The organism is Cupriavidus sp. 2TAF22 (genome assembly GCF_052115045.1).
Lineage (GTDB): Bacteria > Pseudomonadota > Gammaproteobacteria > Burkholderiales > Burkholderiaceae > Cupriavidus.
The window spans coordinates 1-26441 of the sequence record NZ_JBFRFX010000009.1; the positions used below are offsets into that span (position 1 = coordinate 1).

The 26441-nt window shown below is 66.7% G+C and carries 20 protein-coding genes; 14 read left to right on the plus strand and 6 right to left on the minus strand.

The features are described from left to right. Positions 1-339 precede the first annotated feature (339 nt). From AB4Z48_RS12770 to AB4Z48_RS12810, 9 genes are all read left to right on the plus strand, one after another. Complete coding sequence (locus tag AB4Z48_RS12770) at positions 340-1791, plus strand: amino acid permease (protein ID WP_441614370.1); 1452 nt, start codon at positions 340-342, stop codon at positions 1789-1791. A 271-nt stretch (positions 1792-2062) separates the two neighbouring features. Continuing rightward, a complete protein-coding gene (locus AB4Z48_RS12775) occupies positions 2063-2467 on the plus strand; it encodes a nuclear transport factor 2 family protein (RefSeq protein WP_441614372.1) in 405 nt (134 codons plus the stop codon). 42 nt (positions 2468-2509) lie between these two features. Next, complete coding sequence (locus AB4Z48_RS12780) at positions 2510-3949, plus strand: NAD(P)/FAD-dependent oxidoreductase (protein ID WP_441614374.1); 1440 nt, start codon at positions 2510-2512, stop codon at positions 3947-3949. Between the two features lie 54 nt (positions 3950-4003). After that, positions 4004-5260 (plus strand): SorA family sulfite dehydrogenase catalytic subunit, encoded by a 1257-nt coding sequence (gene sorA, locus AB4Z48_RS12785; protein WP_441614376.1) that lies wholly within the window; start codon positions 4004-4006, stop codon positions 5258-5260. A gap of 11 nt (positions 5261-5271) precedes the next feature. Then, complete coding sequence (gene sorB / locus AB4Z48_RS12790) at positions 5272-5925, plus strand: SorB family sulfite dehydrogenase c-type cytochrome subunit (RefSeq protein WP_441614378.1); 654 nt, start codon at positions 5272-5274, stop codon at positions 5923-5925. A gap of 149 nt (positions 5926-6074) precedes the next feature. Next, positions 6075-7622, plus strand: a complete 1548-nt coding sequence (gene pdxR / locus AB4Z48_RS12795; RefSeq protein ID WP_441614380.1) for a MocR-like pyridoxine biosynthesis transcription factor PdxR — start codon at positions 6075-6077, stop codon at positions 7620-7622. Positions 7623-7712: 90 nt separating this feature from the next. Continuing rightward, complete coding sequence (gcvA, locus tag AB4Z48_RS12800) at positions 7713-8633, plus strand: transcriptional regulator GcvA (RefSeq protein ID WP_441614382.1); 921 nt, start codon at positions 7713-7715, stop codon at positions 8631-8633. A 121-nt stretch (positions 8634-8754) separates the two neighbouring features. Next, positions 8755-9228 carry a RidA family protein gene (locus AB4Z48_RS12805; protein ID WP_441614384.1) on the plus strand — a complete coding sequence of 158 codons (474 nt, stop codon included), beginning with the start codon at positions 8755-8757 and terminating at the stop codon, positions 9226-9228. Between the two features lie 27 nt (positions 9229-9255). Then, positions 9256-10452: an aminotransferase class V-fold PLP-dependent enzyme gene (locus tag AB4Z48_RS12810; RefSeq protein ID WP_441614386.1), complete on the plus strand. Its 1197-nt coding sequence runs from the start codon at positions 9256-9258 to the stop codon at positions 10450-10452. 63 nt (positions 10453-10515) lie between these two features. Here AB4Z48_RS12810 and AB4Z48_RS12815 read toward each other — a convergent pair whose 3' ends face one another. From AB4Z48_RS12815 to AB4Z48_RS12840, 6 genes are all read right to left on the minus strand, one after another. Continuing rightward, positions 10516-11508, minus strand: a complete 993-nt coding sequence (locus AB4Z48_RS12815) for a 2-hydroxyacid dehydrogenase (protein WP_441614387.1) — start codon at positions 11506-11508, stop codon at positions 10516-10518. A gap of 60 nt (positions 11509-11568) precedes the next feature. Continuing rightward, entirely contained in the window at positions 11569-13161 is a 1593-nt protein-coding gene (locus AB4Z48_RS12820) for an aspartate:alanine exchanger family transporter (protein WP_441614389.1), read from the minus strand. 162 nt (positions 13162-13323) lie between these two features. Then, entirely contained in the window at positions 13324-14514 is a 1191-nt protein-coding gene (locus AB4Z48_RS12825) for an acetate/propionate family kinase (protein ID WP_441614391.1), read from the minus strand. 4 nt (positions 14515-14518) lie between these two features. After that, complete coding sequence (locus AB4Z48_RS12830; RefSeq protein WP_441614393.1) at positions 14519-15457, minus strand: phosphate acetyltransferase; 939 nt, start codon at positions 15455-15457, stop codon at positions 14519-14521. A 50-nt stretch (positions 15458-15507) separates the two neighbouring features. Then, entirely contained in the window at positions 15508-17856 is a 2349-nt protein-coding gene (locus tag AB4Z48_RS12835) for a DUF3141 domain-containing protein (RefSeq protein WP_441614733.1), read from the minus strand. Positions 17857-18457: 601 nt separating this feature from the next. Then, the gene (locus AB4Z48_RS12840) at positions 18458-19615 is read right to left on the minus strand and encodes a hypothetical protein (protein WP_441614395.1); all 1158 of its coding nucleotides are present in this window, start codon (positions 19613-19615) and stop codon (positions 18458-18460) included. A 617-nt stretch (positions 19616-20232) separates the two neighbouring features. On the opposite strand from AB4Z48_RS12840, the gene AB4Z48_RS12845 reads away from it, so the two are divergent. The 5 genes from AB4Z48_RS12845 (at position 20233) to AB4Z48_RS12865 (ending at position 26355) form a co-directional block, all read left to right on the plus strand. Then, positions 20233-21726 (plus strand): DUF3300 domain-containing protein, encoded by a 1494-nt coding sequence (locus tag AB4Z48_RS12845; protein WP_441614397.1) that lies wholly within the window; start codon positions 20233-20235, stop codon positions 21724-21726. A gap of 16 nt (positions 21727-21742) precedes the next feature. Then, positions 21743-22660, plus strand: a complete 918-nt coding sequence (locus tag AB4Z48_RS12850; protein ID WP_441614735.1) for a DUF2950 domain-containing protein — start codon at positions 21743-21745, stop codon at positions 22658-22660. An 11-nt stretch (positions 22661-22671) separates the two neighbouring features. Further along, positions 22672-22815: a hypothetical protein gene (locus tag AB4Z48_RS12855; protein ID WP_441614399.1), complete on the plus strand. Its 144-nt coding sequence runs from the start codon at positions 22672-22674 to the stop codon at positions 22813-22815. A gap of 56 nt (positions 22816-22871) precedes the next feature. Continuing rightward, positions 22872-23459 carry a hypothetical protein gene (locus AB4Z48_RS12860; RefSeq protein ID WP_441614401.1) on the plus strand — a complete coding sequence of 196 codons (588 nt, stop codon included), beginning with the start codon at positions 22872-22874 and terminating at the stop codon, positions 23457-23459. 142 nt (positions 23460-23601) lie between these two features. After that, complete coding sequence (locus AB4Z48_RS12865; RefSeq protein WP_441614403.1) at positions 23602-26355, plus strand: decarboxylase; 2754 nt, start codon at positions 23602-23604, stop codon at positions 26353-26355. Positions 26356-26441 lie beyond the last annotated feature (86 nt).

Sequence of the window (26441 nt, forward strand, 5' to 3'; positions counted from 1 at the left end):
GCGCGCCATCGATCTGCAGATGAATCACGGCAAGACCACCATCATCGAGATCATGTGCACCCGCGAGCTCGGCGACCCGTTCCGCCGCGATGCGCTCGCCAAGCCCGTGCGCACCCTCGACAAGTACAAGGACTTCGTCTGAGTCCCTGTGAGGCCGGCAGGTATCGGCAGCCATGCAGATCAGCAGGCGAGCACGCGATACGCCCTTGCCCGGCCCGCCGGGCAAGGGCGTATCCGACCCTCGCGTCAGGCGGCCGCGCGCAATGCGGCACATGACGCAACGACCACGGCCCCCGGGGCGGCGAGCCAATCGCCGACCTACTATAGAAACCGTGGCGCATGACCCCTGAGCAATCCAGGAGACTAAGCAAAGTGATTCACGATCAGCAGCAATCAAGCGGCCTCAAGCACGGGCTGAAGCAGCGCCACATGACCATGATCGCGCTGGGCGGCGTGATCGGCGCCGGCCTCTTCGTCGGCAGTGGCGTGGTCATCCGGTCCGCGGGTCCCGCCGCCGTCCTCTCCTTCCTCATCACCGGCCTGCTGGTGGTACTGGTGATGCGCATGCTGGGCGAAATGGCGTGCGCGCTGCCCACCGTCGGCTCCTTCTACGAATACGCCCGCGAGGCCTGGAGCGACCGCCCGGCACTGGGCGGCCTCGCCGGCTTCCTGACCGGCTGGATGTACTGGTATTTCTGGGTGATCGTGGTCGCGCTCGAGGCCGTCGCCGGGGCCGACCTGGTGCGCTTCTGGCTACCCGATGTGCCGGGCTGGAGCATCAGCCTGGTCTTGCTGGTGATGCTCACGCTGACCAACCTGATCTCGGTGAAGTCCTTCGGCGAGTTCGAGTTCTGGTTCGCCTCGATCAAGGTTGCCGCCATCGTGGTGTTCCTGTTCCTGGCGGGGCTGTTCGTGCTGGGCATGTGGCCCGGCGCCAGCGCCAGCGTGGCGCACCTGAGCGCGCATGGCGGCTTCGCGCCGAACGGGATCATGCCGGTGCTGACCGGCGCGGTCGCGGCAACGGGCTTCTACTTCGGCGCGGAGATCGTCACCATCGCCGCGGCCGAGACCGCCGAGCCGCAAAAGGCAGTGGCCAAGGCAACCAGCTCGGTCATCACCCGCGTGCTGGTGTTCTACGTCGGCTCGGTGCTGCTGGTGGTCTGCCTGGTGCCGTGGAATTCCGCCGGCATCGCCACGCCGTATGTGAGCGCGCTCAAGGCCATGGGCATCCCGGCGGCCGCGCAGATCATGAACGCGGTGGTGCTGACCGCCGTGTTGTCCGCGCTGAACTCCGGCCTGTACGCCTCCTCGCGCATGCTGTTCGCGCTGACCAAGCGTGGCGATGCGCCCAAGGCGCTCGCCACGCTGAGCCGCAACGGCGTGCCGGTCAGGGCCATCCTGTTCGCCACGCTGTTCGGCTACGGCGCGGTGGTGATGTCCTACGTCTCGCCGGACAAGGTGTTCGCCTTCCTGGTCAACTCCTACGGCACCGTCGCGATCTTCGTCTACATCCTGATCGCCATCTCGCAACTGCGCCTGCGCAGCCGCCTCGAGCGCGAAGCGCCGCACCGGCTCAAGGTGCGCATGTGGGCCTTCCCCTACCTGACCTATGTCGCCATTGCCGGCATGGTCGGCATCGTCGTCGCCATGGCCTTCATCCCCGACCAGCGCACCCCCCTGCTGCTCGGCGTGGCCAGCCTCGGCATCCTGCTCGTCGCCTACGCCGTGCGCCAGCTATGCCGCAAGCATGGCGTCGCCGCGCACATGCCGGAGATACGGCGCGCCGACTGACGCACCGCCCGGCCGACCCGCCCCGCGATGCCGGCATCGCGGCGCCAGCGCGCCGCCGGGACCGCGCTCGTGGCCGTGTACATGCTGCCTGCGGCGCTCCTGATGCGCAGCTGCGGCTAGCCCATCGCAGCGGCCCGTTCCGCCCGCCGCTGGCCCAAACGATTGGCGCGCTCTGGCCCTACTGCATTGCACGCCATCTCACTATGCTGACGTCATAAGGCGCGCCGCTCCGCGTGGCGCGCCATTCACCAACGATATCCCGGAGACCCCGATGACCACGTCCCAAGTTACCACCACGACCCTGCAGGCCTTCGCCGACGCCTGGAACCGCCACGATATCGAAGCGCTGATGAGCTTCATGGCCGACGACTGCGTGTTCCATGCCGTGGCCGGCGGCGAGCTGTTTGGCCGCACCTTCGCGGGCAGGGAGGCGGTGCGCGAGGGCTTCCAGCTGGCATGGCAGGCATTCCCCGATGCCGCCTGGCTGGATGGTGAGCACTTCGTCAACGGCGAGCGCGGCGTGAGCGAATCCACCTTCCGCGGCACCAGGGCGGACGGCACGCGCATCGAAGCGCGCATGGTCGATGTGTTCACCTTCCGCGACGGCAAGATCGCCGTGAAGAACGCCTACCGCAAGGACCGCCCCCCTGTCGCGGTGAACCGCGCAGGCAACTGAACCGGATCCGGCCCCGCCAGAGGGCACATGAGGAAGACAGACATGGATGCCACCGCAGCACGACTGATCCTGCCCGAAGACCGCGCCACCGCGCCTTCGCGGCCCTACGATCCCGCCTACGACCCGCTGGTCGCGCCCACCCCTGGCCAGGGGCGCGAGTACGCGCCCACCTACTGGATCGGCACTGCCGGCGAGCCGCCGCCCGACGACGGTCCGATCACCCACGATATCGACGTGGACGTGGCCATCATCGGCTCCGGCTTCACCGGCCTGACCTGCGCGATCTTCCTCGCGCAGGAACACGGCATCAAGGCCACCGTGCTGGAGGCAAACCGCGTGAGCTGGGGCTGCAGCACGCGCAACGGCGGCCAGGCGCAATGCGCCTCGGGCCGGCTCAAGCGCTCGCAGTGGATCCAGCGCTACGGCCTGGACACCGCGCTGCGCCTGCACGAGGAAGTCTGCGACGGCATGGAGACCTTCAAGGGCCTGATCAAGGACATCGACTGCGATCCGCAGCCGGGCGGCCATCTCTATATCGCCCACCGCGCCAAGGTCATGCCCGCGCTGGAGAAGGAAGCCAAGGTGCTGCGCGACGTGTTCAAGTACGACGCGCGCATCCTGGACGCCGACACCGTCAAGCGCGAATACGTCGACGACAAGGAAGCGGCAGGCGCCATGCACGAGCCGGAAGGCATCGGCATCCACGCCGGCAAGCTGGCCTTCGGCTACTTGCGCCGCGCGCGCGCGCTGGGCGCCAGGGTGCATCCGTCCAGCCCGGTGCTGAGCTGGGAGACCCGTGGCGGCGTGCATTACCTGAAGACGCCGGGCGGCATCGTGCGCGCCCGCGCGGTCGGCGTGGCGACCGGCGGCTACACCTCGCCGGACCTGCACGCCCAGCTCAAGAACCGCCTGTTCCCGATCCTCTCGAACTCCATCGTCACCCGCCCGCTGACGCCCTCGGAGCGCGCCGCGTGCAATTTCCGCACGACCCAGGTCATCACCGATACCCGCATCCTGCGGCACTACTACCGGCTGATGCCGGACGGGCGCCTGCAGATCGGCAGCCGCAGCGCCATCACCGGCAACGATGCACCGCAGCACAAATACAAGGACAAGCTGGTCAGCGACCTGCACCGCAAGTTCCCCGCGCTCGAAGGCATCCAGATCGACTATTCTTGGTGGGGCTGGGTGGATGTCAGCCACGACATGATGCCGCGCATCTTCCAGCCCGACCCGGCCCAGACCATCTATTACGCAATGGGCTACGGCGGCAATGGCGTGATGTACTCCGCGCAGGCGGGCAAGCGCATGGCGGCGCTGATCGCGGGCAAGAGCGCCGGGCCGGAGCTGCCGATCTTCCGCTCGGCGCTGCCGTTCCCGAATGTGCGCGAGATGGTGGAGGCGCAGGCGTTCGCGCCGTTCCGCCGCTTCGGGCAGTGGTTCCTGTATCGCTGGTATCACATGAAGGATGAAGTGATCTAGCCGATCACGGGCTGGCACCAAGACCCAAGACCATAAGAAGACGAGGAGACAGGCATGGACCAAAAGCACCATCCCGCACCATCCCGGCCAGGCCGCCGCGGCGCGCTGCGCGCCCTCGGCGCGCTGGGCGCAGGCGCGGCGCTGACCCATCCCGCGCTCGAAGCGCTGGCGGCCGGCGCTGCCGGTGCGCGGGTCGAGATGCCGTTCGAGAATGGCGAGCGCGAGCTCATCGCCTTTCCCCAGAAGCGGCCGCTGATCCTGCTCACCAGCCGGCCGCCGCAGCTCGAAACGCCCTTTGCCGTGTTCAACGACGGCGCGATCACGCCCAACGACGCCTTCTTCGTGCGCTACCACTGGAGCGGCATCCCCACCAGCATCGACCCGCAGGCTTACCGCCTGCGCGTAGGCGGCAAGGTCAACACGCCGCTGGAACTCTCGCTCGACGAGATCAAGCGCCTGTCCACCCCGGTGGACCTGGTGGCGGTCAACCAGTGCTCGGGCAACAGCCGCGGCTTCTTTTCGCCGCGCGCCAACGGCGGCCAGCTGGGCAACGGCGCCATGGGCAACGCGCGCTGGACCGGCATCCCGCTCAAGGTATTGCTGGAGAAGGCCGGAGTGCAGGCCGGCGCCTTGCAGGTGAGCTTCGACGGCATGGACCGCCCACCGCTGGAAGGCGGCCCGGACTTCGTCAAGGCGCTGGCCATCGACCACGCGCTCGACGGCGAGGTGATGCTCGCATGGGCCATGAACGGCGCGGACCTGCCCATGCTCAACGGCTACCCGCTGCGGCTGGTCGTGCCCGGCCACTACGGCACCTACTGGGTCAAGCACCTGGCCAACATCCAGGTGCTCGACAAGCCGTTCGACGGCTTCTGGATGACCGCCGCCTACCGCATCCCCGACAACGCCTGCGCCTGCGTGGCGCCCGGCACCGCGCCCGCCCGCACGGTGCCGATCAACCGCTTCAACGTGCGCTCCTTCATCACCAGCCTGGCCGATGGCGCCAGGCTGCATGCCGGGCGCCAGACCGTGCTGCGCGGCATCGCGTTCGACGGCGGCTTTGGCGTGGACGAGGTCGCCTTGTCCACCGACGGCGGCCGCACCTGGCGCGCGGCGCAACTGGGCAAGGACCTGGGCCGCTACTCCTTTCGCGAATGGACCGCGACGTTCACGCCGCCGAAGAAGGGCGAGTACGAGCTGAAGGTACGCGCCAGCAATCGCATCGGGCAGAGCCAGCCGCTTGCCGCCCTGTGGAACCCGGCCGGCTATATGCGCAACGTGGTGGAAACCACCCGCGTGGTGGCGGCATGAAGGAGGCAGCCATGCAACTCGTCAAACCCGGGCGCCGTGCCGGCTTCATGCTGGCGCTGGGCTGCCTCGCCGGCGTGCCGGCCGCGCACGCGCTGGAGATCACCCTGCCGCCCGAGACGGCGCGCTACACGCCGAGCGAATTGCCCGGCTACCGGCTGGTGCAGCAGAACTGCATGACCTGCCACTCCGCGCAGTACGTGCAGACGCAGCCGCCGTCGTCGCCGCGCGGCTACTGGGATGCCACCGTCAAGAAGATGAAGAAGCCCTTCGGCGCGCCCTTCCCGGATGAAGACATTCCGGCCATGGTCGACTACCTCAGCAAGACATACGGGGCGGAGCGCACGGCCTACGCGGGCACGGCGGCGCCGCAAGGCGCAGGGGCCGCGGCACCGGCTGCCGTCGCCACCGCCGGCAGTCACGATCCCCTGGCCCTGATGGCGGCCAACAACTGCAGCGCCTGCCATGCCGTCGACAAGAAGATCGTAGGACCGGCGTTCAGGGACGTGGCGGCAAAGTACGCGAACCAGCCCGGCGCCGCGGCGCTGGTGGCGCAGAACATTGCCGCCGGCGGCGCGGGCAAGTGGGGCCAGGTTCCGATGCCGCCCTACCCGGGCCTGGCCAAGGAGGACCTGCAGAGCCTGGCGCAGTGGATCCTCGGCCGTTGAGGGGAGCGCAGCGGCCACGCCATCGCTTCTTGCACGCCGCCCGCCGGCCTGCGGGCAACCCGCATATCGCCGGGGCGCGGCATCGCCCATAATCTGCCGCTCGTCACGACGGTCACGACAACTCAGGCAGGAGCGGGAGCGCAAGCGGCATGGCAAGCATGGGCAAGGCGAACACTTTCTGGAACCGGCTGTTGCAGCTATCTCCCGATTCCGGCGTCAGCCTGCAGGCGCAGTTGCGCCAGCGGCTGGTGTCGGCCATCCTGGCCCGGCAGTTGCCGGAAGGCAGCGCCCTTCCCTCCAGCCGCGAACTGGCGGCCACCCTCGGCATCGCGCGCAATACGGTGATCCTGGCCTTCCAGCAACTGGTCGAGGAACACTTCCTGGAGACCCGCCCGCGGCGCGGCTACTTCGTGGTGGAGCAACTGCCCAGCGCGGCCAGGCCGGCAACGGCATCGTCGCAGGCGGCGTCCACCGGCGCCAACGGCGCCTGCGCGGGCGAGACCGCGGACGGCGCCCAGGGCGGCGGCCCCGACTGGACCGCGCGCCTGCCGGACATGACCGGCAGGCGCGCCATCGTCAAGCCCAGCGAGTGGCAGAACTATCCCTACCCCTTCATCTACGGCCAGTTCGATCCCGCCTTGTTCCCCACCGCCGACTGGCGCGAATGCTCGCGCATGGCGCTGGCCGTGCTGGAGATCCGCGGCTGGGCCTCGGACCTGATCGACCGGGACGATCCGCTGCTGATCGAGCAGTTGCAGAAGCACATCCTGCCCCGGCGCGGCGTGTGGGCCAACCCGGACGAGATCATGGTTACGATGGGCGCGCAAAACGCGCTCTACCTGCTGGCCGACCTGCTGATGCAGGGCGCGCGGGTCGGGCTGGAGGAGCCGGGCTACAACGACGCGCGCCACATCTTCGGCATGCGCGCGCGCGAAGTGGTGCCGCTGCCGGTGGACGAGTCCGGCCTGTGTCCGGATGCCGCGCTGGCGCAATGCGACTACGCCTTCATCACGCCCAGCTACCAGTGCCCCACCACCGTCACCATGCCGCTGGAGCGGCGCGAGACGCTGCTGCGCGAGGCGCGCCGCCACGACGTGGTGCTGATCGAGGATGACTACGATACCGAGAACCCGGCGCTGACCCAGCCCGTCCCCGCGCTCAAGAGCCTGGACCGCGACGGCCGCGTCATCTACGTGGGCAGCCTGTCGAAGTCGTTCGTGCCCGGCATCCGGCTCGGCTATATCGTCGCCCCCGCCGCCGTGATCCGGCAGGCGCGCGCGCTGCGGCGCTTCATGCTGCGCCATCCGCCCGCCAACAACCAGCGCGCCACCGCGCTGTTCATCTCTCTGGGCCACCACGATGCGCTGCTGCGCCGCGTGGCGCCGATCTTCCAGCGCCGCGCCGGAATCCTGCGCGAGATGCTGGCACGCCACCTGCCGCAGGCGCGCGCGCACAACTCGCCCGGCGCTTCGTCGTTCTGGGTGGAAGGCCCGCCGGGGCTCGACGCCCGCAAGCTGGCCGCGACCGCGCTGGCGCACGGGGTCATCATCGAGCCAGGTGACGTGTTCTTCTCCACCGATGCGCCCTCCCCGCATTTCCGCATGGGCTACACCGCCATTGCCGACGAGCGCATCGAAGAGGGCGTCAAGCTGCTCGGGCAGCTGGTCGGCCAGGCGGCGGGCCCGGCCGGGCGCTGATGCGGCCCCTGGCCGTGCGGCCCTGCCGCCGGCACGCACACGGCGGGCAAGGAGTAGCATGACGCCCTGCCCCAGCCATCGATCCAGCTCATGCGTTCCACGCGATCCCTGCCGCCCCTCCTGTCATTGCGGGCCTTCGAAGCCGCCGCGCGGCGGCTGAGCTTCAGCCAGGCCGCGCAAGAACTGTTCGTGACGCAAAGCGCCGTCAGCCACCATATCCAGCGGCTGGAGGCCGACCTGGGCGTGGCGCTGTTCGAGCGCCGCACGCGGGCCGTGGCGCTGACCGAGGCCGGCCAGGCCTACTACGCGCAGGTACACGCGGCGTTCGAGCTGCTGCGCCTTGGCACCGAGCAGGTTCGCGCCCCCGCCGCCGCGCGTACCGCGCTGAGCGTCGGGCTGCTGGCGTCGTTTGCCACCCGCTGGCTGGCGCCGCGGCTGCCGGCGTTCACCGCGGCCCGTCCCGACATCGACCTGCATCTGCGTCCCGATATCGCGCTGGCCGACGTCGCCGGCGGCGAGGTGGACATGGCGATCCGCTATGGCCAGGGCGCATGGCCCGGCGTGCGCGCGCAGCTGCTGATGTCCGAGCGCCTGTCGGTGGTATGCGCGCCCGCACTGATCGCCGGTCCCGCCCGCCCGCGCCAGCCGCAGGACCTGCTGCGCTACCCGCTGCTGGCCTCGCATGCGAAGCAACCGTTCGAGTGGAACGCGTGGGCGCATCGCTTCGGCCTGGACCTGAGGCAGGCGCAGACCGTGCAACTGCACGACTACAACATCGTGGTGGAGGCGGCGCTGGCCGGGCAGGGCCTGGCGATGGGCCGCCACCGCCTGATCGCCCCGCAGCTGGCCAGCGGCAAGCTGGTCCAGGCGCTGCCCGGCACCATGCTGGACGACCCCCGCATCGGCTGGTGGCTGGTCATGCCGCGCGGCACGCCGGGCGAGGCCGCGCAGGCCTTCCGCGCCTGGCTGATGGAGGCCGTGGCGCAAGATCCGGCAGGCGCCATGCATTAGCCCTGCTCATGCATGGTGCGCAAGAACTGGTTTGTCACAGGCTCCCGCTGCCCGTAGGATGAGGCTTTCCCGTCCCGGCCGGCCGAAGCTGCGCCAGCCGGGCTAACCAGGCATCCCCGACATGACCCAATCCCTCGGCGCCCGCGTGGCCGATCTCGGCCTCACCCTGGAACCGGCGGCCGCGCCCGCCGCCAACTACGTGCCGTTCGTGCTGGAGGGCAATGTGCTCTACGTCTCCGGCCAGATCTCGCGCAGGGACGGCCAGCCGGCCTATCTCGGCCGCCTCGGCGACAATATCGCCGAGGACGACGGCGTGCAGGCCGCGCGCCTGTGCGCGCTGGGCCTGCTGTCGCAGATCGCCGCCGCCACCGGCGACCGGCTGGACCGCGTGGCGCGCGTGCTGCGCCTGGGCGTGTTTGTCGCCAGCACGCCTGACTTCCACCGCCAGAGCGCCGTCGCCAACGGTGCCTCGGACCTGATGGTGCAGGTTTTCGGCGAAGCCGGCCGCCATGCGCGCAGCGCGGTCGGCGTGGCGGCCCTGCCCAGCGGCGTGGCCGTGGAAGTCGAGGCCGTGATCCTGCTGGCCCAGCCCTGAACCCTGTCGCGCGCCTCCGGAGGTCCCATGCCTGCTCCCCTCACACCCGCCGCCGTGGAGGCGCTGCGCGCCCGCGCGCCCGGCACCCGCACCACCACGCATTTCAACCATGCCGGCGCCTCGCTGCCGTCCGCCGCCACGCTGGAGGCGATACAGGCCCAGCTCTTGCGCGAAGCCACGGCCGGGCCGATGGAAGCCGGCGTGGCCGCGCGCGCGCAGACGGCACGCGCGCGCTCCCTCGCCGCGCAGCTGGTCAACGCCGAGCCCGCCGAGATCGCCCTGACCACCGGCAACTCGCCCGGCTGGGGCGCGGCATTCGCCGCGCTGCCGTCGTGGCGGCCCGGCGACCGCATCCTGGTCGCGCGCCACGAATGGGGCGGCAACCTCGCGGCCATGCGCCTGGGCGCGCAGCGCGCGGGGGCGACGATCGAGGTGATTCCGTCCGACCACAGCGGCGCGGTCGATCCGCGGGCGCTGGAGGCCATGCTCGATGAGCGCGTGCGGCTGGTCTCGCTGACCTGGCTGCCGGCCAATGGCGGCCTGATCAATCCCGCCGCGGCCATCGGCCAGGTGACACGCCGCCATGGCATCCCGTACTTCATCGATGCCGCGCAGGCCGTAGGCCAGCTGCCCATCGACGTGGCCGAGCTGGGCTGCGACGTGCTGACCGGCGCAGGCCGCAAGGCGCTGCGCGGCCCGCGCGGCACCGGGCTGCTGTACGTGCGCAAGGACTTCCTGCCCCGGCTCACGCCCGCCTTCGTCGACACACACTCGGCGCCGCTGGGCGCGGACGGCGAGCCCGTGCTGCGCGGCGACGCCGCCCGCTTCGAGTCGGCCGAAGCCGCGAAGGCAATGCACTGCGGGCTGGCCAATGCCTTGCAGGAAGCCCTGGAAATCGGCCTCGGGCCCATCCGCGCGCGCATCGACGCCACCGCGCAGGCACTGCGCGCGCAACTGGCGGCGATCCCCGGCGTGACGGTGCTGGACCAGGGCCGCGAGCGCTCCGGACTGGTGGCCTTCAACCTGGCCGGCCATGGCGCGGCAGACGTGCAACGCAGCCTCGCGCAGCGCGGCGTGACGATCGGCAGCAATGGCATTGCCTATACGCCGCTGGACATGAACGCGCGGGGGCTCAGCGAGGTTGCGCGCGCTTCGGTCAGCTACCTCACCACCGAGGCGGAGATCGACAAGTTGATCGAAGCGCTGCGCGCGCTGGCCCGCTAGCTAGCCCGCAAGCCCGGTAGCCCGGCAGGAACCGGCTATGCAAGACCGGAGCCGGGCGTCATGTCAGGCCTTGATTTCATTGCTCAGCGCCTGGCCCGACGCGAATTCGGTCACGTTGCGCAAGGTCGTCTCGCAGATCGTCGTCATGGCTTCCCGCGTGAAGAAGGCCTGGTGGCCGGTCACGATGACGTTGGGAAAAGAGACCAGGCGCTGCACCACGTCGTCCGAAATGATGGTGCCGGAGAGATCGCGGAAGAACAGATCGGCCTCCTGCTCGTACACGTCGAGGGCCAGCCCGCCCAGCTGCCCGCTCTTCAGCGCCTCGATCGCGGCCTCGGTATCGACCAGCCCGCCACGGCTGGTATTGACCAGCAACGCGCCGCGCTTTGCGCGGGCCAGCGAGTCGGCATTGATGATGTGATACGTCTGCGGGGTCAGCGGACAGTGCAGGGAAATGATATCGGCGCTGATGCCGATCTCGCCCGGAACGGCATAGCGAGCCCCCAGGGCCTCGAACTCGGGCGAGGGGAAGGCATCGTAGCCGATGACCTCGCATCCGAAACCGATCATGATCCTGGCGAACACACGGCCGATCTTGCCGGTGCCGACCACGGCGACGGTCTTGCCGCAGAAATCGAACCCCATCAGCCCGTCGAGGGAAAAATTGAAGTCCCGCGTGCGGTTGTAGGCCCGGTGGATCTTGCGGTTGACCGCCAGCAGCAGGGCAACGGCATGCTCGGCGACCGCGTTGGGCGAGTAATTGACCACGCGTACCACCTTCATGCCAAGCCCTTGCGCGGCCTTCAGATCAACGTTGTTGAATCCGGTGCAGCGCAGTGCGACCAGGCTCGTTCCGCCACGCTTGAGCGCATCGAGCACCGCGGCATCCGCCGTGTCGTTCACGAAGATACAGACCGCGTCGCAGCCCGCGGCAAGGCCGACCGTGTCCATATCCAGCAGGTCATCGAAGTACTTGAGCTGATGCCCCTCGGCGGCGTTGGCCGCATCGAGATACTCGCGGTCGTAGGGCTTGGCGCTGAATACGGCAATTTTCATCGCGTGTCTCCCAGGAGGATGGAGGTTCGCTGTTCCGGGGAACGTGACGACCTGGCGAGGCTAGCCCCCGGCCAATGCCCCGACGATCTGCACGAACAGGATCTTTGCAATCGTCATCGAAGGAAAAATCATGGCACAGCCGAGGTCGGGCTGGTCCGTGGGGGCCACACGATTGGCAAAGGCCAGGATCGCCGGATTCCCGGTCGCGCCGGAAATGACGCCCACGGTGATGTCGAACGGCAACTTGAAAACCCACAGGCAGATCAACGCCGTGATCAGCACCAGCGCCAGCACGATGGCAATGCTGTAAAGCAGGAAGGAGATCCCCGTCACGCTGATGGTGGCAAAGAACTTCGGCCCCGAGGCGATGCCCACCTGCGCCAGAAAGATGGTCAGGCCGAAATTGCGCAGAACCAGATTGGCCGACAAGGGCATGGTCCACACGAACGGCCCGGACCGGCGGATCTTGCCAAGATAAAGCGCGACCAGCAGCAGCGCGGCCAGCCCGAGGCTCAGCTTGCCGGCGCCCGGAATCGGCAGCGGGATCATGCCAGCGAGCAGCCCCACCGCCGCACCGATGCCGATCGAGATGAAACTCAGCTCGGCGGTGCCCTTGATGGAGTCACCGAAGAACTTGCGCATCGCTTTTACGTGGGCACGATTCACCAGCAGGCCGACGCGGTCGCCGACCTCGAGGACGAGGCCGGGGCCAGGCAGCATGTCGGCATCGCCCCTGCGCAACTGCACGATCGAGCAGACAACCCCCTCGGGAAAGCGGATGTCGCGCAGCGCCAGCCCGACCACCGCGCGGCTCGATGCAAACACGCGGGCATAGTCGAGATCCTCCCGGTGGCTGCTCATCCGCCCCGGCTGCAACTCGCCCAGGAGCGCGGCTGCGTGCTGGAGCACCGCCGGGTCGGTGGCGGTCGCCAGCAGGACATCGTCGGCCCGCAGGACCAGGTCCTCGCTGGGCAACTGGTTATGGTGTTCGCGGCGCACCGCGGCAATTGCCATCCCGGCGGGCAGGCGCGCCTTCAGTTCGGCGAGCTTCAGGCCGATGAACTCTCGGTTCATCAGGGAAATCTCCGCCGTTTCGATGACCTTTTCCGGCGGCGGCTCGATCTTTACCTTGAGCACCGCGCCAAGGACATAAAGGGCCAGGATCGGACCGGCCACGCCGAAGGGATAGGCCACGCTGTAGCCAACCGCGGCGCCGTCGTTCTTCATGACCGCAATGATCGCCTGCAAGGTCGCCGTGCTGGTGCCTGAACCCGCGAACATCCCCAGCGATTCATCCAGCTTGACACCGAACAAGGGCACCAGCGCCAGCGACACGAATCCGGCGCCGACCACGCCCAGGGCGGCGGCGGCATTGGCCTTCAGTCCTCGAGCACTGCTCAGGCCCGCGAAAAACTGGCCGCCGTACTGGATACCAATGCCATAGAGGAACAGCAGCAGGCCGAGAGTCCCGATGAGTGCGGGTGGCGCCGCTTTCGGCGCAAATCCCCCAATCGCCAATCCGACGAACAGCACGGCCCCCGATCCAAGCGAGACCCCCTTTACATTGATCTCGCCGACAACGTAACCCAGGGCCACGGTGAGGAACAAAGTGAACAGCGGCTGGGTCTCGAACAGCGTCCTGACTGCATCCATGGCCGGCTCCTTCTTGTCGGAACAGAGGATCCGCGCATCGGCGCGCGCACGGATCAGCTCAAGCCGTCGCGCGCGACCCGGATTCCCTCAATCGGGTGAGATTCGCTCGGCAGGTAAACCTGGCCATCGTTTCGCGCCCGGTGGCGGAGGGCGGAACGGCATTCAGTGCGGCATCACGTCGATCAGCGACCTGGTATGCCTTGCGATCATCAGTTCCTCGTTGGTCGGGATGACCCACACGGACACCTTGCCGGAGGCCGTGCTGATCCTCGGCCCGCCCGCGGCGTTCGCCGCGTTATCCAGGGCAACGCCAAGCCAGGCCGCCTGCCGGCAGACCTGCTCGCGAATCAGCGCCGCATGCTCGCCGACGCCCGCGGTAAACACCAGCGCGTCCAGGCCTTGCGCCGCGGCGGCAAGCGAGCCCAGCTCCCGCCCGATCCGGTACGTATAGAGCTCGATGGCGAAGCGGGCGAGCGGCGCATCGCTGGCGAGCAGCGCGCGCATGTCGCTGGAGACGCCCGAAACGCCGAGCAGCCCGGACTGGCGGTAGATCAGGTCTTCGATGGCACGCGCATCCATGCCGAGCTCATCCATCAGGTAAAGGATGACACCGGGATCCAGATTGCCGCAGCGCGTGCCCATGGGCAGCCCGTCCACCGCGGTGAATCCCATCGTGCTGGCGACACTCCGGCCAGCCACCAGCGCGCACATGCTGCTGCCGTTGCCCAGATGGGCCACCACCGTCCGGCCCGCCGCGGCGCCAGCGTCGACCGCCGGCAGGACGCTGGCGATGTATTCGTAAGACAGCCCGTGAAAGCCGTAGCGCCGCACGCCGTGCCGCGTGACCGAGGCAGGGAGCGCGAATGCCTGCGCCACTTCCGGCTGCGCCCGGTGAAACGCGGTGTCGAAACAAACCACTTGCAGCAGTTCCGGTCGCCGCTGCGCGAGAATGCGGATCGGCTTGAGGTTGTGCGGCTGGTGCAAAGGCGCCAGCGGGCTCAGGGCCTCGAGCGCCGAGACCACCTCGGGAGTGGCCCTGGTTGCCTGCGTGAACTGCATCCCGCCGTGCACCACGCGGTGCCCCACCGCGACCAGATGATGGCCTTCGCCGTGCCCGCGCAGGAAATCCGCGAGGAATGCGATGGCCCCGCCATGCCCCAGTTCATTCCCGTCGCCCCAGTGCTTGCTCTCCACCTCCGCGCCGGACGCATTGGTGGCGCGAAAGGCGGGCGAGGTGTAGATCCCGTCGAGACTGCCGCGCAGCACCAGTTCCGGCTCGTCGCCGTGCGCACCGAACGCACTGAACTTGATGCTCGACGAGCCTGCGTTGAGTACCAGTATCAAGTCGGCCACAGCGTCACCCCATTGTCTTTCCCGCCTCGCGGCGCGCCTTTGCCACCAGCGCGGCAACCGCGCAGGATGCCAGCCGGGTCGACACGGAGTCTGCCCTGCTGGTGAGAATGATGGGCACCCGCGCGCCGAGCACGACGCCGGCCGCATCGGCGCCAGCGAGAAAGGACAGGCTCTTGGCAAGCATGTTGCCGGCCTCCAGGTCGGGCACCAGCAACACATTGGCGCGACCCGCGACCGGCGAATCGATCTGCTTGATGCGCGCGGCCTCCATGTCGATGGCGTTGTCGAGCGCCAGCGGGCCGTCGACGATCGCGCCGGTGATCTGGTGGCGGTCTACCATCTTGCACAGCGCGGCAGCCTCGATGGTGGACGGGACCTTCGGATTGACGGTCTCCATCGCCGACAGGATCGCCACCCTTACTTCCTTGAATTGCAGCGCATGGGCCAGATCGATGGCGTTCTGGAGGATGTCGGCCTTCTCGGCGAGCGTGGGCGCAATGTTGACAGCCGCGTCGGTGATGATCAGGGCTTCCTCGTGCCCCGGCACGTCCATCACAAAGCAGTGACTGACACGCCGGGCAGTGCGCAAGCCGGTGTCGCCCCTGACCACGGCCGCCATCAGTTCATCGGTGTGCAGGCTGCCCTTCATCAAGGCCTCGGCCTTGCCTTCGCGCACCAGTTGCACGGCAGCGGCGGCGGCCGCCTGGCTGAAGGGCGCATCGACGATCGGGTACAGGCTGATGTCGATACCGCTGGCCCTGGCCGTTTCCTCGATGCGCGCGCGGGGGCCTACCAGTGCGGGGGCGATCAGCCCCAGCTCCGCGGCTTCTACCGCGGCCTCCAGCGAGCTCCGGTCACACGGATGCACCACCGCCGTCGGCGTTGGCGGGATGGACCTGCAAAAATCGATCAGCCGCTGGTACTTCTCGTGCTTGGTGTCCACCCGCAATCCTCCTGCTGTCAACGGCCGTGGCAAGCTGTATCCCGGCGCCCTCAGGCACGCGCAAGGGTGGCCGCGCGGCGCGCGCGCTCTGGCTTGCCTGCCAGGGTTGTCCGGATGCGCGCGAGCATCGCCACCTGCTCGGCCGTGGGCTTGCTGCCAAGCACGCGCGCGTCTGCCGACAGCTTGTCGAGCAGCGCCAGCAGCCGTTCGCGGTCGGCGGGATCCTGGAGCAGGACCGGCAGCGTCTCCAGGGCCTGCTCCGGTGCATACCGCACGGTGATCTCCTGCTGGCCGCGAATCTTGCGCCATTCGTGGGGCGCCAGTTCGGGCAGGTATTCCGCATAGTCGGCGACCATCTCCTTGCGCATCTCCAGGCGCGAGAGCGGCAGCGGCTCCCCGTGGCGCATCAGCAGCAAACCCACCCGGCTGAGCGCCTCCACATAGCCGCCGCTGGCCACCGCGGCCAGGGCCGCCGTGACCTCCGGCAATGCCGCCGGATCGACAGCCGCGGCCGGCGCGGTCCGGGCAGACCCCTTGTCGCCAAAATACAGCGAGAACATATTGGCGTAGATGCCGAAGAAGGACGCCTCCGTCATGGCGTCGCGCATGGCCCTGTAGCCATCGAGCGCCGCACTGACGACCTCGGCCCCGGCCTGCTCGCGCTGGCGCAGCGGATGGTCGGGCTCCATGGCCTGCCGGTTTGCCCTGACGGCGTCGGCGGCGGGGCCCAGCCAGGCAAGCCAGGGATTCATATCCGACAGCGCCCAGTTCTGCACGCGCAGCGGGTGAAACTCCCGCAATAGCCGTGCGGACATATCGCTGGACATTGCCTGCACGAACGGTTGCGCGAACAGTTCATAGGCGCGCTGGTTGAAATCGGACAGCGCAGCCACCGCCTCGAACGGCTTCTCGTCGGCACGCTGGAAGCGATTGAGACGCGCAGCGACGTCTTCGAGGCGATGCTCGCGGAACTCGACGTCATATTCGACCTCGCCGTTTTCTCCTTTTTGCGCGCGCTCGGTAATGACCATGCCATACAGCCCGGGCGGCAGCAACTCGATGCTCTTGAGTACCGAAACGATCTGCGCGTGCTCCTTTTGCGCAACCTTCCCGGAAACGAAGATGCCCAGGTGACCGATATTCTGGTGAACCATGCCGACGATGACCTGGCCTAGCGCCTTGATCTGCTCGGTGCTCTCATACAAATCCACGACCCAGTTGAATGCCTGCTGCGGCGGGGTGATGTTGTCCCCCATCGAGGCGAACAGCACGATGGGGGATTTGATGGCACGCAGGTCGAAACCCTTGCCGCCCGCGCCCTTCACATCGCCGGACCACAGCTTGTTACCGACAAACAGATTGCGGGTGATCCACTCGATCTCCTCGCGGTTCATCAGGTAGTAGCCACCCCACCAGCGCTCGAACTCCAGGAAGCGCGGCGGTTCCGTGTCAGCCTTGTTGTAGAGGTTGAAGTATTTGTCCCACAGGCTGTTGGCGGGATTCAGGTTCTCGAAGTTCTGCACCAGATGGGCGCCATCGAACTTGCCGTTGCCGAGATCCGCGGTGAAAGAGGACAGCCAGGTCCCGCCCAGCAGCCCCCCTGCATAGCGCATCGGGTTATCTCCCTCGTCCTCGCTCCAGGCTCCGCTCCAGTACGACATCGGCGCACCGTTGATCACGATGGGGCCGGTGTCGTCCGGGTCGGACGCGGCCAGCATCATGGCCGCCCAGCCACCCTGGCAATTGCCGATGATGGCCGGCTTGGGGCTGTCCGGATGCAACGCACGGACCTTCCTCACGAACACCTGCTCCGCTTCGCAGACGTCGAGCAAGGTCTGGCCCGGTTCGGGATCGCGGAAGAAAATAACGAAGTAGACCGGATGACCCGCACGCAATGCGACGCCCACCTGCGAATCGTCCTTGAAGCCCCCGATGCCGGGACCATGACCGGCGCGGGGGTCGATGATCAGGTAGGGGCGGCGGTCCTCGCCGACCTGCACGCCCTCGGGAGGCGTGATGCGCAGCAGCGCATAGTTCACCGGCCGCGCGAACTGGCGGCCGTCGAGGACGAATTCGTAGTCGAAGTGCAGCACCGGCTTCAGGCCCTGCACCGCGTTCTCGACAAACTGATTGCCGCGCTGGCGCAGCGTGTCCCAGAAGAGAATGGCGCGCTGCGCCGCATCCCCCCCGTATGCGTAACAACTCAAGGGATCGGCGCCGGCCATCAGCCTGGCGGCGGCCACCGCGCCATCCCCACTGCCATCGCCATCGCCATCGCCATAGGCGGACCTTACCCGACGACCCAAGGCCGCTTGCGCGTTCTTGATGCGTTTCTGGAGCACCAGACCGGTCTTGATTCCGATCTCATGGGCATGCTCAAGTTGCTTTCYGGCATCCATGGTATTGACCTCGACAGCGAGTCCTTCGGGCATCCGGGTCCCAGTACTCTCCGGGCAACCGGCGCAGTGCATCTCGTTCGTCCAAGCTAAAACCCGCCGCCGGCAGAGCGCCTGTTCCTGCGACGCTGCAGGGCTCGCATGAGCGGCTCGCGCCATCGGACGTGCGGCAAAGCGAAAACGCCAACCACTTGCTGCTTGTGTCTCTATCTTCTTCGCTCCACCCGCCGACACATTGACTCGTCGCAAAGAAATGGCTGCCTTGTGACAGGAATACGTCCTGGCGAGCCTGCGGGGCCACGACATTGGGGTGCATAAGACACATCTACAAAACCACGCCGCCATGGAAGCGCCGATTCTGCTGGAAGGCCTGTGTCAAAGGCGGGATGCCGCCTGAAATAAAAAGCCACGATGTGGCCGGCTGGTGGAGTATAGGAAGGGTTGCCGCCGATCGCTAGGTTGCCCCGCTTCAGTTCCTTGGGCCGGGATGCCGGCGCCGTGTGTTCTTCACCGATCCACGGTGGCGCAGCTCGGGATGACCGAGCTGGCGCTCGACGACGCGAAACGGGCGCTCCATGTGGTGCGCCAGCAAGTCCGCCCGACTTCAATCCGTGGGCGTTTTCCCGCCGCCATCGTCAGTGAAATTGTAGAGATGCGTGTTGTCCGGAGTCTCCCCGATCTTTGTACCGCGCGGCTGGAACCGGATATGGCGACGGAAATTCTCGCTGTCCGACCTGGCGCTCTGGGTGGCAAGCTCGACTGCCTCGGGATAAGCCATCGGGCGCTTCTCCTTTTCGATCTCGAGCAGCATCGTCTGTTCGCTCACCCGCACGCTGTATTTGCCCAGATTGTAGAGGAGATACATGGCGAAGAGGTTGTCGAAGTCCTGGTAGGCGCCCTCCTCCCTGCGGAAGTCCAGGGACAAGACCGAGGGGAAGCGATTGGGCAGGTCTTTGAAGGCCACCTTCTCCTCCTCGTGCGGATCCACATAGGTCGAGCCGCCGTACTTCTTGTACAGCACCACCTCCATGCCGTACTGGCGCTTGCCCCACTCCTTGATCAGCTTCATCGCCATCTCGGTAGGGACGTTGGCCCTGGCGGCCGCCACCACCCGCCGTCCGGACAGAAACCTGGCGCTGGTCACTTCCAGGTCCTTGTAGCCAGCGCCAAACTTGAATGCGGCGCCGATGGTCTTGGCGCAGTTGAGGCGCAAGTAGTCGTACTTGACCTCGCCGCTGTGATACTCGGTATCCCTGGCCCGCTGGTGATAGTCGTCATTGATGCGTCCGAAGTAAGCCGCCAGGGCCTCCTTGTCGCTGGCCGGTACGCCGTGCACGCGCACGCCGATAACCGAGCGTTTGTAGATCTCGCCGAAGTCGAGGCCAAACGAGGCCGTCTCCCCGACCGAGGAGACAGTCTTGAACAGGTATTCCTTCTTCGGGATGGCAACCATCAGGTCCGTGGTGTAGTAGCCACTTTCGTGCTTGCGCGTACGGTCGGCATAGAAGTTGGCCGAGTAGACCAGATCGTCGCCACGCGCGTCGTCCCGGATCGCCAGCGCGAAATGGCCGGCCGATCCGCCCTTGGAGGTGCCGAAACTGATCAGCAATTCCAGGTCATAGGGATCCTCGCGAAGGAGGTCGGCAATCTGATCGATATTGGCGGGCTCGGGACCGGCCTTGCTACCGAAGTCGGCGGCGGCCGCCCCCGCTGACAAGAGAACGGCTATCACCACGAAACAAAGCGCCAGCCTCGTCTTCATGACTCCCCCTGTGCCCTCGAATACCTCGGATACCGCGGCTCCGCCCGCAGTGGTTCATGGCCCATTATCGGCTGCCGGGGGCCTTGATGCATCGCTGAATATCCGTCGAGGGGCCCGGCGAGTCTTCAGGTTCCGGCCTTGCCCGTTGAATCCGCCCCAGCCAAGGCCGAAGCCAGCTTGCCGGCCCGGTGACGACAAGCTGTGCGGGCGGGCCCTGTCTCTTGCTGCGCTACCGCGACAAGACGCCGTCATGGGCTTGATCGAGCACAATCATTCTGGATGGATTCTTCTTATTTCGACTTCTGAAAAATTTCATGGTGGCGTGCGTGACGGTTGCGCCTAGAGTGGGCACAAAGGACCTACAGAACACAAATGTCCGTCCGGTTTCCCTCTGACTTGTGGCGCGGGCTTCGAGGGAAGCCGGAGCTTGTCTCGCCCTGGTTCCGGAGCAGCCCAGGCTACATAGCCACCGGACCCAAGAATACGGCTCTCCAGATCCGGGCGGGAACGTTCGCCGGTGCGCTTGCCGGACATTGCCGTGTCCCTGAGCGAGCGCGGAGCTGGGGCACGAAGTCCGATAGGGTGTCCGGCTAAACCGGGCCCTGGGAGGATTGGGGATGAACCTTTGGCTGAGGTGTTTGTTCCGTCATGCCGGCGCATGGCTGTTCGCCGCTCTGACGATGATTTCCTTCAACGCTCATGCGCAAGCCGCATCGGACCAGCCGGCCGCCTTCAAGCCGGAAGAACTCGAGGCACTGGTCGCGCCCATCGCGCTCTACCCCGATTCCGTGCTGTCCCAGGTCCTGATGGCATCGACGTATCCGCTCGAGATCGTGCAGGCCGCACGCTGGGTCAAGGCCAACCCGAAAGTAAAAGGCGACGCCGCGCTCAAGGCGGTAGAGAACCAGTCATGGGATGTCAGCGTGAAGTCGCTGGTTGCCTTTCCGCAGGCTCTCGAGCCGATGAACGACAAGCTCGACTGGACGCAAAAGCTGGGCGACGCTTTCCTCGCCCAGGAGAAAGACGTGCTGGCGGCGGTGCAGCGTCTGCGGGCGCGGGCGCAGCAATCGGGCAACCTCAAGTCGAACGAGCAGCAGAAGGTGATCGTGGAGCCGGCCGCGGCGCCGGCTGCGGCGGCGCCGGCGCAGGGACAGCCCGCCAGCCAGACGGTCGTGCGGATCGAGCCGGCGGACCCGCAGGTCATTTACGTGCCTTCCTACAATCCGACCGTTGTCTACGGCGCCTGGAGCGCCCCCGCCTATCCGCCGTACTACTGGCCACCCTATCCTGCCTACTATCCGGGTGCCGCACTGGCCACCGGCTTTGCATGGGGCGTCGGCCTGGCCGCCGCCGGGGCCATCTTCGGCAACTGCAACTGGGGTGGCGGCGACGTGAACATCAACGTCAACAAGGCCGCCAATATCGACCGCAACTTCGACCGCACCAAGGTGCAGGGCGGCGGAAAATGGCAGCACGACGCCGCGCATCGGAAAGGCGTGGCATACCGGGATAACGCTTCGCGCGAGAAGTTCGGCGGCAGGAGCGGGGCCGGTGCCGACAGGCGCGACGATTATCGTGGCCGGGATGGCGGTCGGGGCGCGTCTGACCGGGCGTCCGTGGCCGACCGCCAGGGGCGTGGCGACCGCGGTGGTGCCGGTGACCGTGGTGGTGTCGGCGACCGCGGTGGTGCCGGTGACCGTGGCGGTGCCGGCGACCGCGGTGGTGCCGGCGATCGTGGCGGTGTCGGCGACCGCGGTGGTGCCGGCGACCGTGGCGGTGCCGGCGATCGCGGTGGTGCCGGCAATCGTGCCGGCGTGTCGGATCGTGCCGGGGGCGGTGGCGGAATCGGAGGCGGCGCGGGCGGCGGTCGCGATAACGCCTTCCAGGGCGTAGGCGGGGGTGGCGCCTCGGCCCAGCGTGACTTCGACCGGGGCCGCTCCAGCACGCAGGCTGCCGGACAACACCAAGGCGGCGCGGCCAGAGGTGGCGGTGGCGGATTCAGTGGCGGTGGCGGTGGCGGCGGTGGATTCAGTGGTGGTGGTGGTGGTGGTGGTGGTGGCCGTGGTGGTGGCGGATTCGGAGGTGGTGGCCGTGGCGGCGGTAGGCGCTAACCTGGGGGAAGCGATCATGGACTCGACACAACGACTTCCCCGCTCCCGGTCTTGCGCCTGGGGCAGTGCCATCGCCATGGTGCTGGCGCTGCTTGCCTGGGGTATGGCCCCGGCCCATGCGCAGAAGGATTTCAGCTCTCCCGAGGCTGCGATGAACGCCCTTGGCGACGCAGTGGCCACCAGCGACGATGATGCGATGAAGTCCCTGTTTGGCGCCAACTATCACGACCTGATCCCGCCGGTCGGCGCAGACATTCGCTACCGCTTCCTTGAGGCCTGGAGCCAGTCGCATGCCATTCGCCCGGAAGGGAAAGACCGCGCCCGGATTACGGCCGGCAACGATGGCTGGACCTTGCCCATACCACTGGTGAAGAACGCCAAGGGATGGCATTTCGATATCCGCGCCGGCGCCGAGGAAATGCGTGTGCGCCGCATCGGCCGTAACGAGCTGGCGGTGATGCAGACCTTGCTCGCCGTTTGCGATGCGCAGAACGAGTACGCGCAGATGAGCCAGCAGGCACAGGGCATATCGGTGTATGCCATGAAGCTCGTCAGCACGCCCGGCAAGCGCGATGGCCTGTATTGGCCAACCAAGCCCGGTGAACCGCAAAGCCCGCTGGGACCTGCGTTCCTCGAGGCAGGCATGCGCAGCAAGGCCCAGGGCGGCTACTACGGCTATCACTACAAGCTGCTTACCTCGCAGGGCAGCCATGCCCCGGGCGGCAAGTATGACTATGTCGTCAATGGCAAGCTCTTCGGCGGATTCGCGGTGATCGCGTGGCCGGTTCGCTACGGGGATACAGGGATCAAGAGCTTCATGGTCAGCCATGACGGGCGGGTCTTCGAAAGCGACCTTGGCCCGAACGGCCAGGACAAGGCGCTGGCGACAAGGTCCTATGACCCGGGCCCGGGCTGGAAAGAGGTGACCCCGTGATATCCATCCCGATGCCTGCAAGTATCGGCGCCGATGCCGACGATAAGGAAACAGGCGCCTTCCTGGCCAGCTACGGGTTTCCTGCATCCGACAAGACCGGTTTCTGGAAAGGCAGCAAGGCCGGCGCGCCGGTGCTGCAGGAGCGCTTCAATTAGCACACCGCCCGCCGGGATCGTGGGGCGATTCGCAAAAACACGGAAGGGAGAACAGCATGAAAGGAAAGACACTATTGGCCATGGCCATGCTGATGGCAGCTACCGCATCGGTCCGGGCACAGCCCGAAACGAAAATGGATGTCACGCAGGCCCCCGGGCAGACGAGTGCCACGGCTACGGCCAAGACGACCGCCAAGATCACCAAGATCGACGCGCCGACGCGAACGGTTTCACTAAAGAGGAGCGACGGCAAGGTCGTGGACCTGGTGGTAGGCGAGGAAGCCAGGAACTTTGACCAGCTGAAGGTTGGCGATGTCGTGTCCGTCGAATACCGCGAGGCCTTGAGCCTGAGCCTGAAGAAGGGCAGCGGTCCGCTCTCCCTGCACGAGCGCGAGATTTCTGACCGCTCCGCGCCGGGCGCAAAGCCCGGTGGCACGATTGGCCGGGAAGTGACGGCCACGGCCGATGTGGTTGCGGTGAACACCGCGGCCAAGACCGTCACCCTGAAGGGGCCAAAGGGACGCACCGTCGACCTGATGGTTGACGATCCGGAACGGCTCAAGAATATCAAGAAGGGAGACCGGGTCCAGGCGGTCTATACGGAGGCCCTGGCGGTGTCCGTGGAGCCGGCCGCCGCCAAGTAGCGGCACGGCAGGACCGGCGTTCCCGGGCGTTCATCCTGGCAGCGTTTGCCGTGGCGGCCACACCCCGTCCCGGCAGCCATGACGTGTTGCCGGATGCCGCCACCTGCTTCGAGGAAGTCCATTTTCGCGACGGAGACACGACATGGCTGCGACTGAAGCAATGGCACCCGGGTTCGAGCTCAATCAGTTCTTCTCGGCCTGGGAAGCGCGTATCGACCGCTGGCGCATCCTGAACCGCATCGCCCGGACCCTGGCCGCCCGGCGGGCGCAAGACACCGACGAATTGCGCCAGCAAGCCAGTGCGGTGCTGGAAGAAATACGTCCCATCGAGGAACTGAACGCATACCCTGGACCGAACCTGACCGCACAGGTGAAAGAGCGCCTCGACAAAGGCGATTGGGTCGGCCTCGAACGCCTTGTGCAACGTATCAGCGGCGCCCTGCTTTCCAATAGCTACCGGGATGACAGAGAGGCCTGGATCGCCGAGGACGAAGGCGAGTCGCACCTCCCGGATATCCTGCCACCATCGATCGGCCACGGACAGAGCCGCAAGCCGTATTTCGAGGTGTTGCTGGTGGCCGCCGGCGAGCGCTCGACCTGGCCCGACTTGCGGGAGACATTTCGCAGGCTGCGGCGCAATGACGATCATTTCATTTATGAAACGGTCGTGGTTGGCAGTTTCGAAGATGCGCTGCTTGCGGCAATCTTCAATTGCAACCTGCAGTCGGTGGTGATCGTCGATGGCTTTGGCTTTACCTCGCAATACACGTCGCCGGTGTTGCGAGACATCATCGTGCGCAATACCCCGACGGGGACCGGAGCGGCCATGGAGGACTCGGGTACGGCGCTTGCGCGCCTGCTCCGCGGCCTGCGCCCTGAGCTCGACATGTTCCTGTCCACCGACCGCGACGTCGGTCACCTCGCCGGCTCCGAGGAGGCCGCGCCACTGCGCCGGATCTTCTACGGCGCGGAAGAAACGATGGAAATCCATCTGGCCATTCTCGATGGCATCAAGGATCGCTACGAAACGCCGTACTTCGACAACCTGAAGGACTACGCGGCGCGTCCGGTTGGAACCTTTCACGCCTTGCCGATCGCGCGCGGAAAGTCGATTTTCAAGTCGAACTGGATCCGCGACATGGGTGAATTCTATGGCGCCAACCTCTTTCTCGCGGAATCATGCGCCACCACCGGCGGGCTGGACAGCCTGCTGGAGCCGACCGGCAATATCAAGCTGGCCCAGGACAAGGCCGCGCGCGCCTTCGGCGGCGACCGCTCCTTCTTTGTCACGAATGGCACCTCGACCGCCAACAAGATCGTTCACCAGGCGCTGCTCACCCCGGGCGACATCGTCCTGATCGACCGCGACTGCCACAAGTCGCACCACTACGGCATTGTGCTGGCTGGCGCGCAGCCGCTCTACATCGATGCATACCCGCTCACGCAATACTCGATGTACGGCAGCCTTGCGATCCGCCCCATCAAGCAGGCCCTGCTGGCGCTCAAGGCCGAAGGCAAGCTCCACCGGGCCAAGATGCTGGTGCTTACCAACTGCACGTTCGACGGCCATATCGCCAACGTGGAACGGACCATGCTGGAATGCCTTGCCATCAAGCCCGACCTGGTCTTCCTGTGGGACGAGGCATGGTTCGGCTTTGCGCGCTTCTCGCCATTGCTGCGCATGCGCACCGCGATGGGCGGCGCCGCCAGGTTGCGCGAACTGATGCATGACGCGGCCTATCGCGACAAGTACGAGGCGTTCAGACAATCGATCGATGGCATCGGCGACACCGATCCGCGGCTGCTCGACATCCCATTGCTGCCTGACCCGGACCAGGTCAGGATACGGGTCTACCAGACGGAGTCAATCCACAAGTCGATGTCGGCCCTGCGCCAGGGTTCGATCATTGTCGTGGCCGACCAGCAATTCCACACAGTCGAGCCGCAGTTCAAGGAAGCGTTCTTCACGCACACCTCGACCTCCCCGAACCTGCAGATCATTGCGTCCATCGACCTGGCCAGACGGCAGATGGAACTAGAAGGCTACGAGCTGGTGCAGCGCGCCATACAACTGGCCATCGAGATCCGCAAGGAGATCAACAATCATCCGTTGATCTCGAAGTACTTCCACGCCGCCACGCCGGCGGAAATGATTCCGGCGGAGTATCGCGTCACCGGATTTGCCGATTACGGCATGCCAGGCAGCACCATCGCGGATGCCACACAAGCCTTGCGCACCGACGAGTTCTTCCTCGATCCGACCCGTATCACGCTGCTTTGCGGCAACGCGGGGTACGACGGCACCCGTTTCAAGGGGCTCCTGGCCGAAAGCTACGACATCCAGATCAACAAGACCTCGCGCAACAGCGTGCTGGTGCAGATCAATATCAACAATACCCGCAGCGACATGGCGCACCTGATCAAGGCGCTTGCCGATATTTCCCGCGCGCTGGATCGCGAACTGGACGAGGGCGACGAAGCCGCGCGCGCCAGTTTCCAGGCTCGCGTGAAGGGATTGGTGGAGGACGTGCCGGAACTGCCGAACTTCAGCCGCTTCCACAACGCGCTGCGCGAGAACAGCGAGAGCGCAACGTCGGAAGGTGACATGCGTGCCGCCTACTACCTGGCCTATGACCCGCAGGCTTGCGAGTGCATCCGCCTGAACGACCCCCGCATCGACGAGCGACTGAAGAATGGCCCCGAGCTGGTGTCCGCCAAGTTCGTGATCCCCTACCCTCCCGGCTTCCCCATCATGGTCCCCGGGCAGGTGATTACGCCGGAAACCATTGCCTTCATGCGCAAGCTGGATGTGAAGGAGATCCACGGATTCAACGCGGCGCGCGGCCTCGAGCTGCTTAAGCCGGAAGCCCTGGACGCCCTGAACAAGGCACGCTGACCCGACGCGCGCTTGCATCCTATCCGTGATCCGCAGGAAGCACTGGATGGACTGAAGCGGAAACGTGTGACTTAACCTATCGAAAA

Bases quoted from the DNA above. Each gene is read 5' to 3' on its own strand.
- pdxR (WP_441614380.1), top strand. From the start codon at position 6,075: ATGGCAAGCATGGGCAAGGCGAACACTTTCTGGAACCGGCTGTTGCAG.
- AB4Z48_RS12855 (WP_441614399.1), top strand. From the start codon at position 22,672: ATGCCTGCAAGTATCGGCGCCGATGCCGACGATAAGGAAACAGGCGCC.
- AB4Z48_RS12815 (WP_441614387.1), bottom strand. From the start codon at position 11,508: ATGAAAATTGCCGTATTCAGCGCCAAGCCCTACGACCGCGAGTATCTC.
- AB4Z48_RS12850 (WP_441614735.1), top strand. From the start codon at position 21,743: ATGGACTCGACACAACGACTTCCCCGCTCCCGGTCTTGCGCCTGGGGC.
- AB4Z48_RS12840 (WP_441614395.1), bottom strand. From the start codon at position 19,615: ATGAAGACGAGGCTGGCGCTTTGTTTCGTGGTGATAGCCGTTCTCTTG.
- AB4Z48_RS12770 (WP_441614370.1), top strand. From the start codon at position 340: ATGACCCCTGAGCAATCCAGGAGACTAAGCAAAGTGATTCACGATCAG.
- AB4Z48_RS12810 (WP_441614386.1), top strand. From the start codon at position 9,256: ATGCCTGCTCCCCTCACACCCGCCGCCGTGGAGGCGCTGCGCGCCCGC.
- sorB (WP_441614378.1), top strand. From the start codon at position 5,272: ATGCAACTCGTCAAACCCGGGCGCCGTGCCGGCTTCATGCTGGCGCTG.
- AB4Z48_RS12845 (WP_441614397.1), top strand. From the start codon at position 20,233: ATGAACCTTTGGCTGAGGTGTTTGTTCCGTCATGCCGGCGCATGGCTG.
- gcvA (WP_441614382.1), top strand. From the start codon at position 7,713: ATGCGTTCCACGCGATCCCTGCCGCCCCTCCTGTCATTGCGGGCCTTC.
- AB4Z48_RS12865 (WP_441614403.1), top strand. From the start codon at position 23,602: ATGGCTGCGACTGAAGCAATGGCACCCGGGTTCGAGCTCAATCAGTTC.
- AB4Z48_RS12805 (WP_441614384.1), top strand. From the start codon at position 8,755: ATGACCCAATCCCTCGGCGCCCGCGTGGCCGATCTCGGCCTCACCCTG.
- AB4Z48_RS12775 (WP_441614372.1), top strand. From the start codon at position 2,063: ATGACCACGTCCCAAGTTACCACCACGACCCTGCAGGCCTTCGCCGAC.
- AB4Z48_RS12860 (WP_441614401.1), top strand. From the start codon at position 22,872: ATGAAAGGAAAGACACTATTGGCCATGGCCATGCTGATGGCAGCTACC.
- AB4Z48_RS12780 (WP_441614374.1), top strand. From the start codon at position 2,510: ATGGATGCCACCGCAGCACGACTGATCCTGCCCGAAGACCGCGCCACC.
- sorA (WP_441614376.1), top strand. From the start codon at position 4,004: ATGGACCAAAAGCACCATCCCGCACCATCCCGGCCAGGCCGCCGCGGC.
- AB4Z48_RS12820 (WP_441614389.1), bottom strand. From the start codon at position 13,161: ATGGATGCAGTCAGGACGCTGTTCGAGACCCAGCCGCTGTTCACTTTG.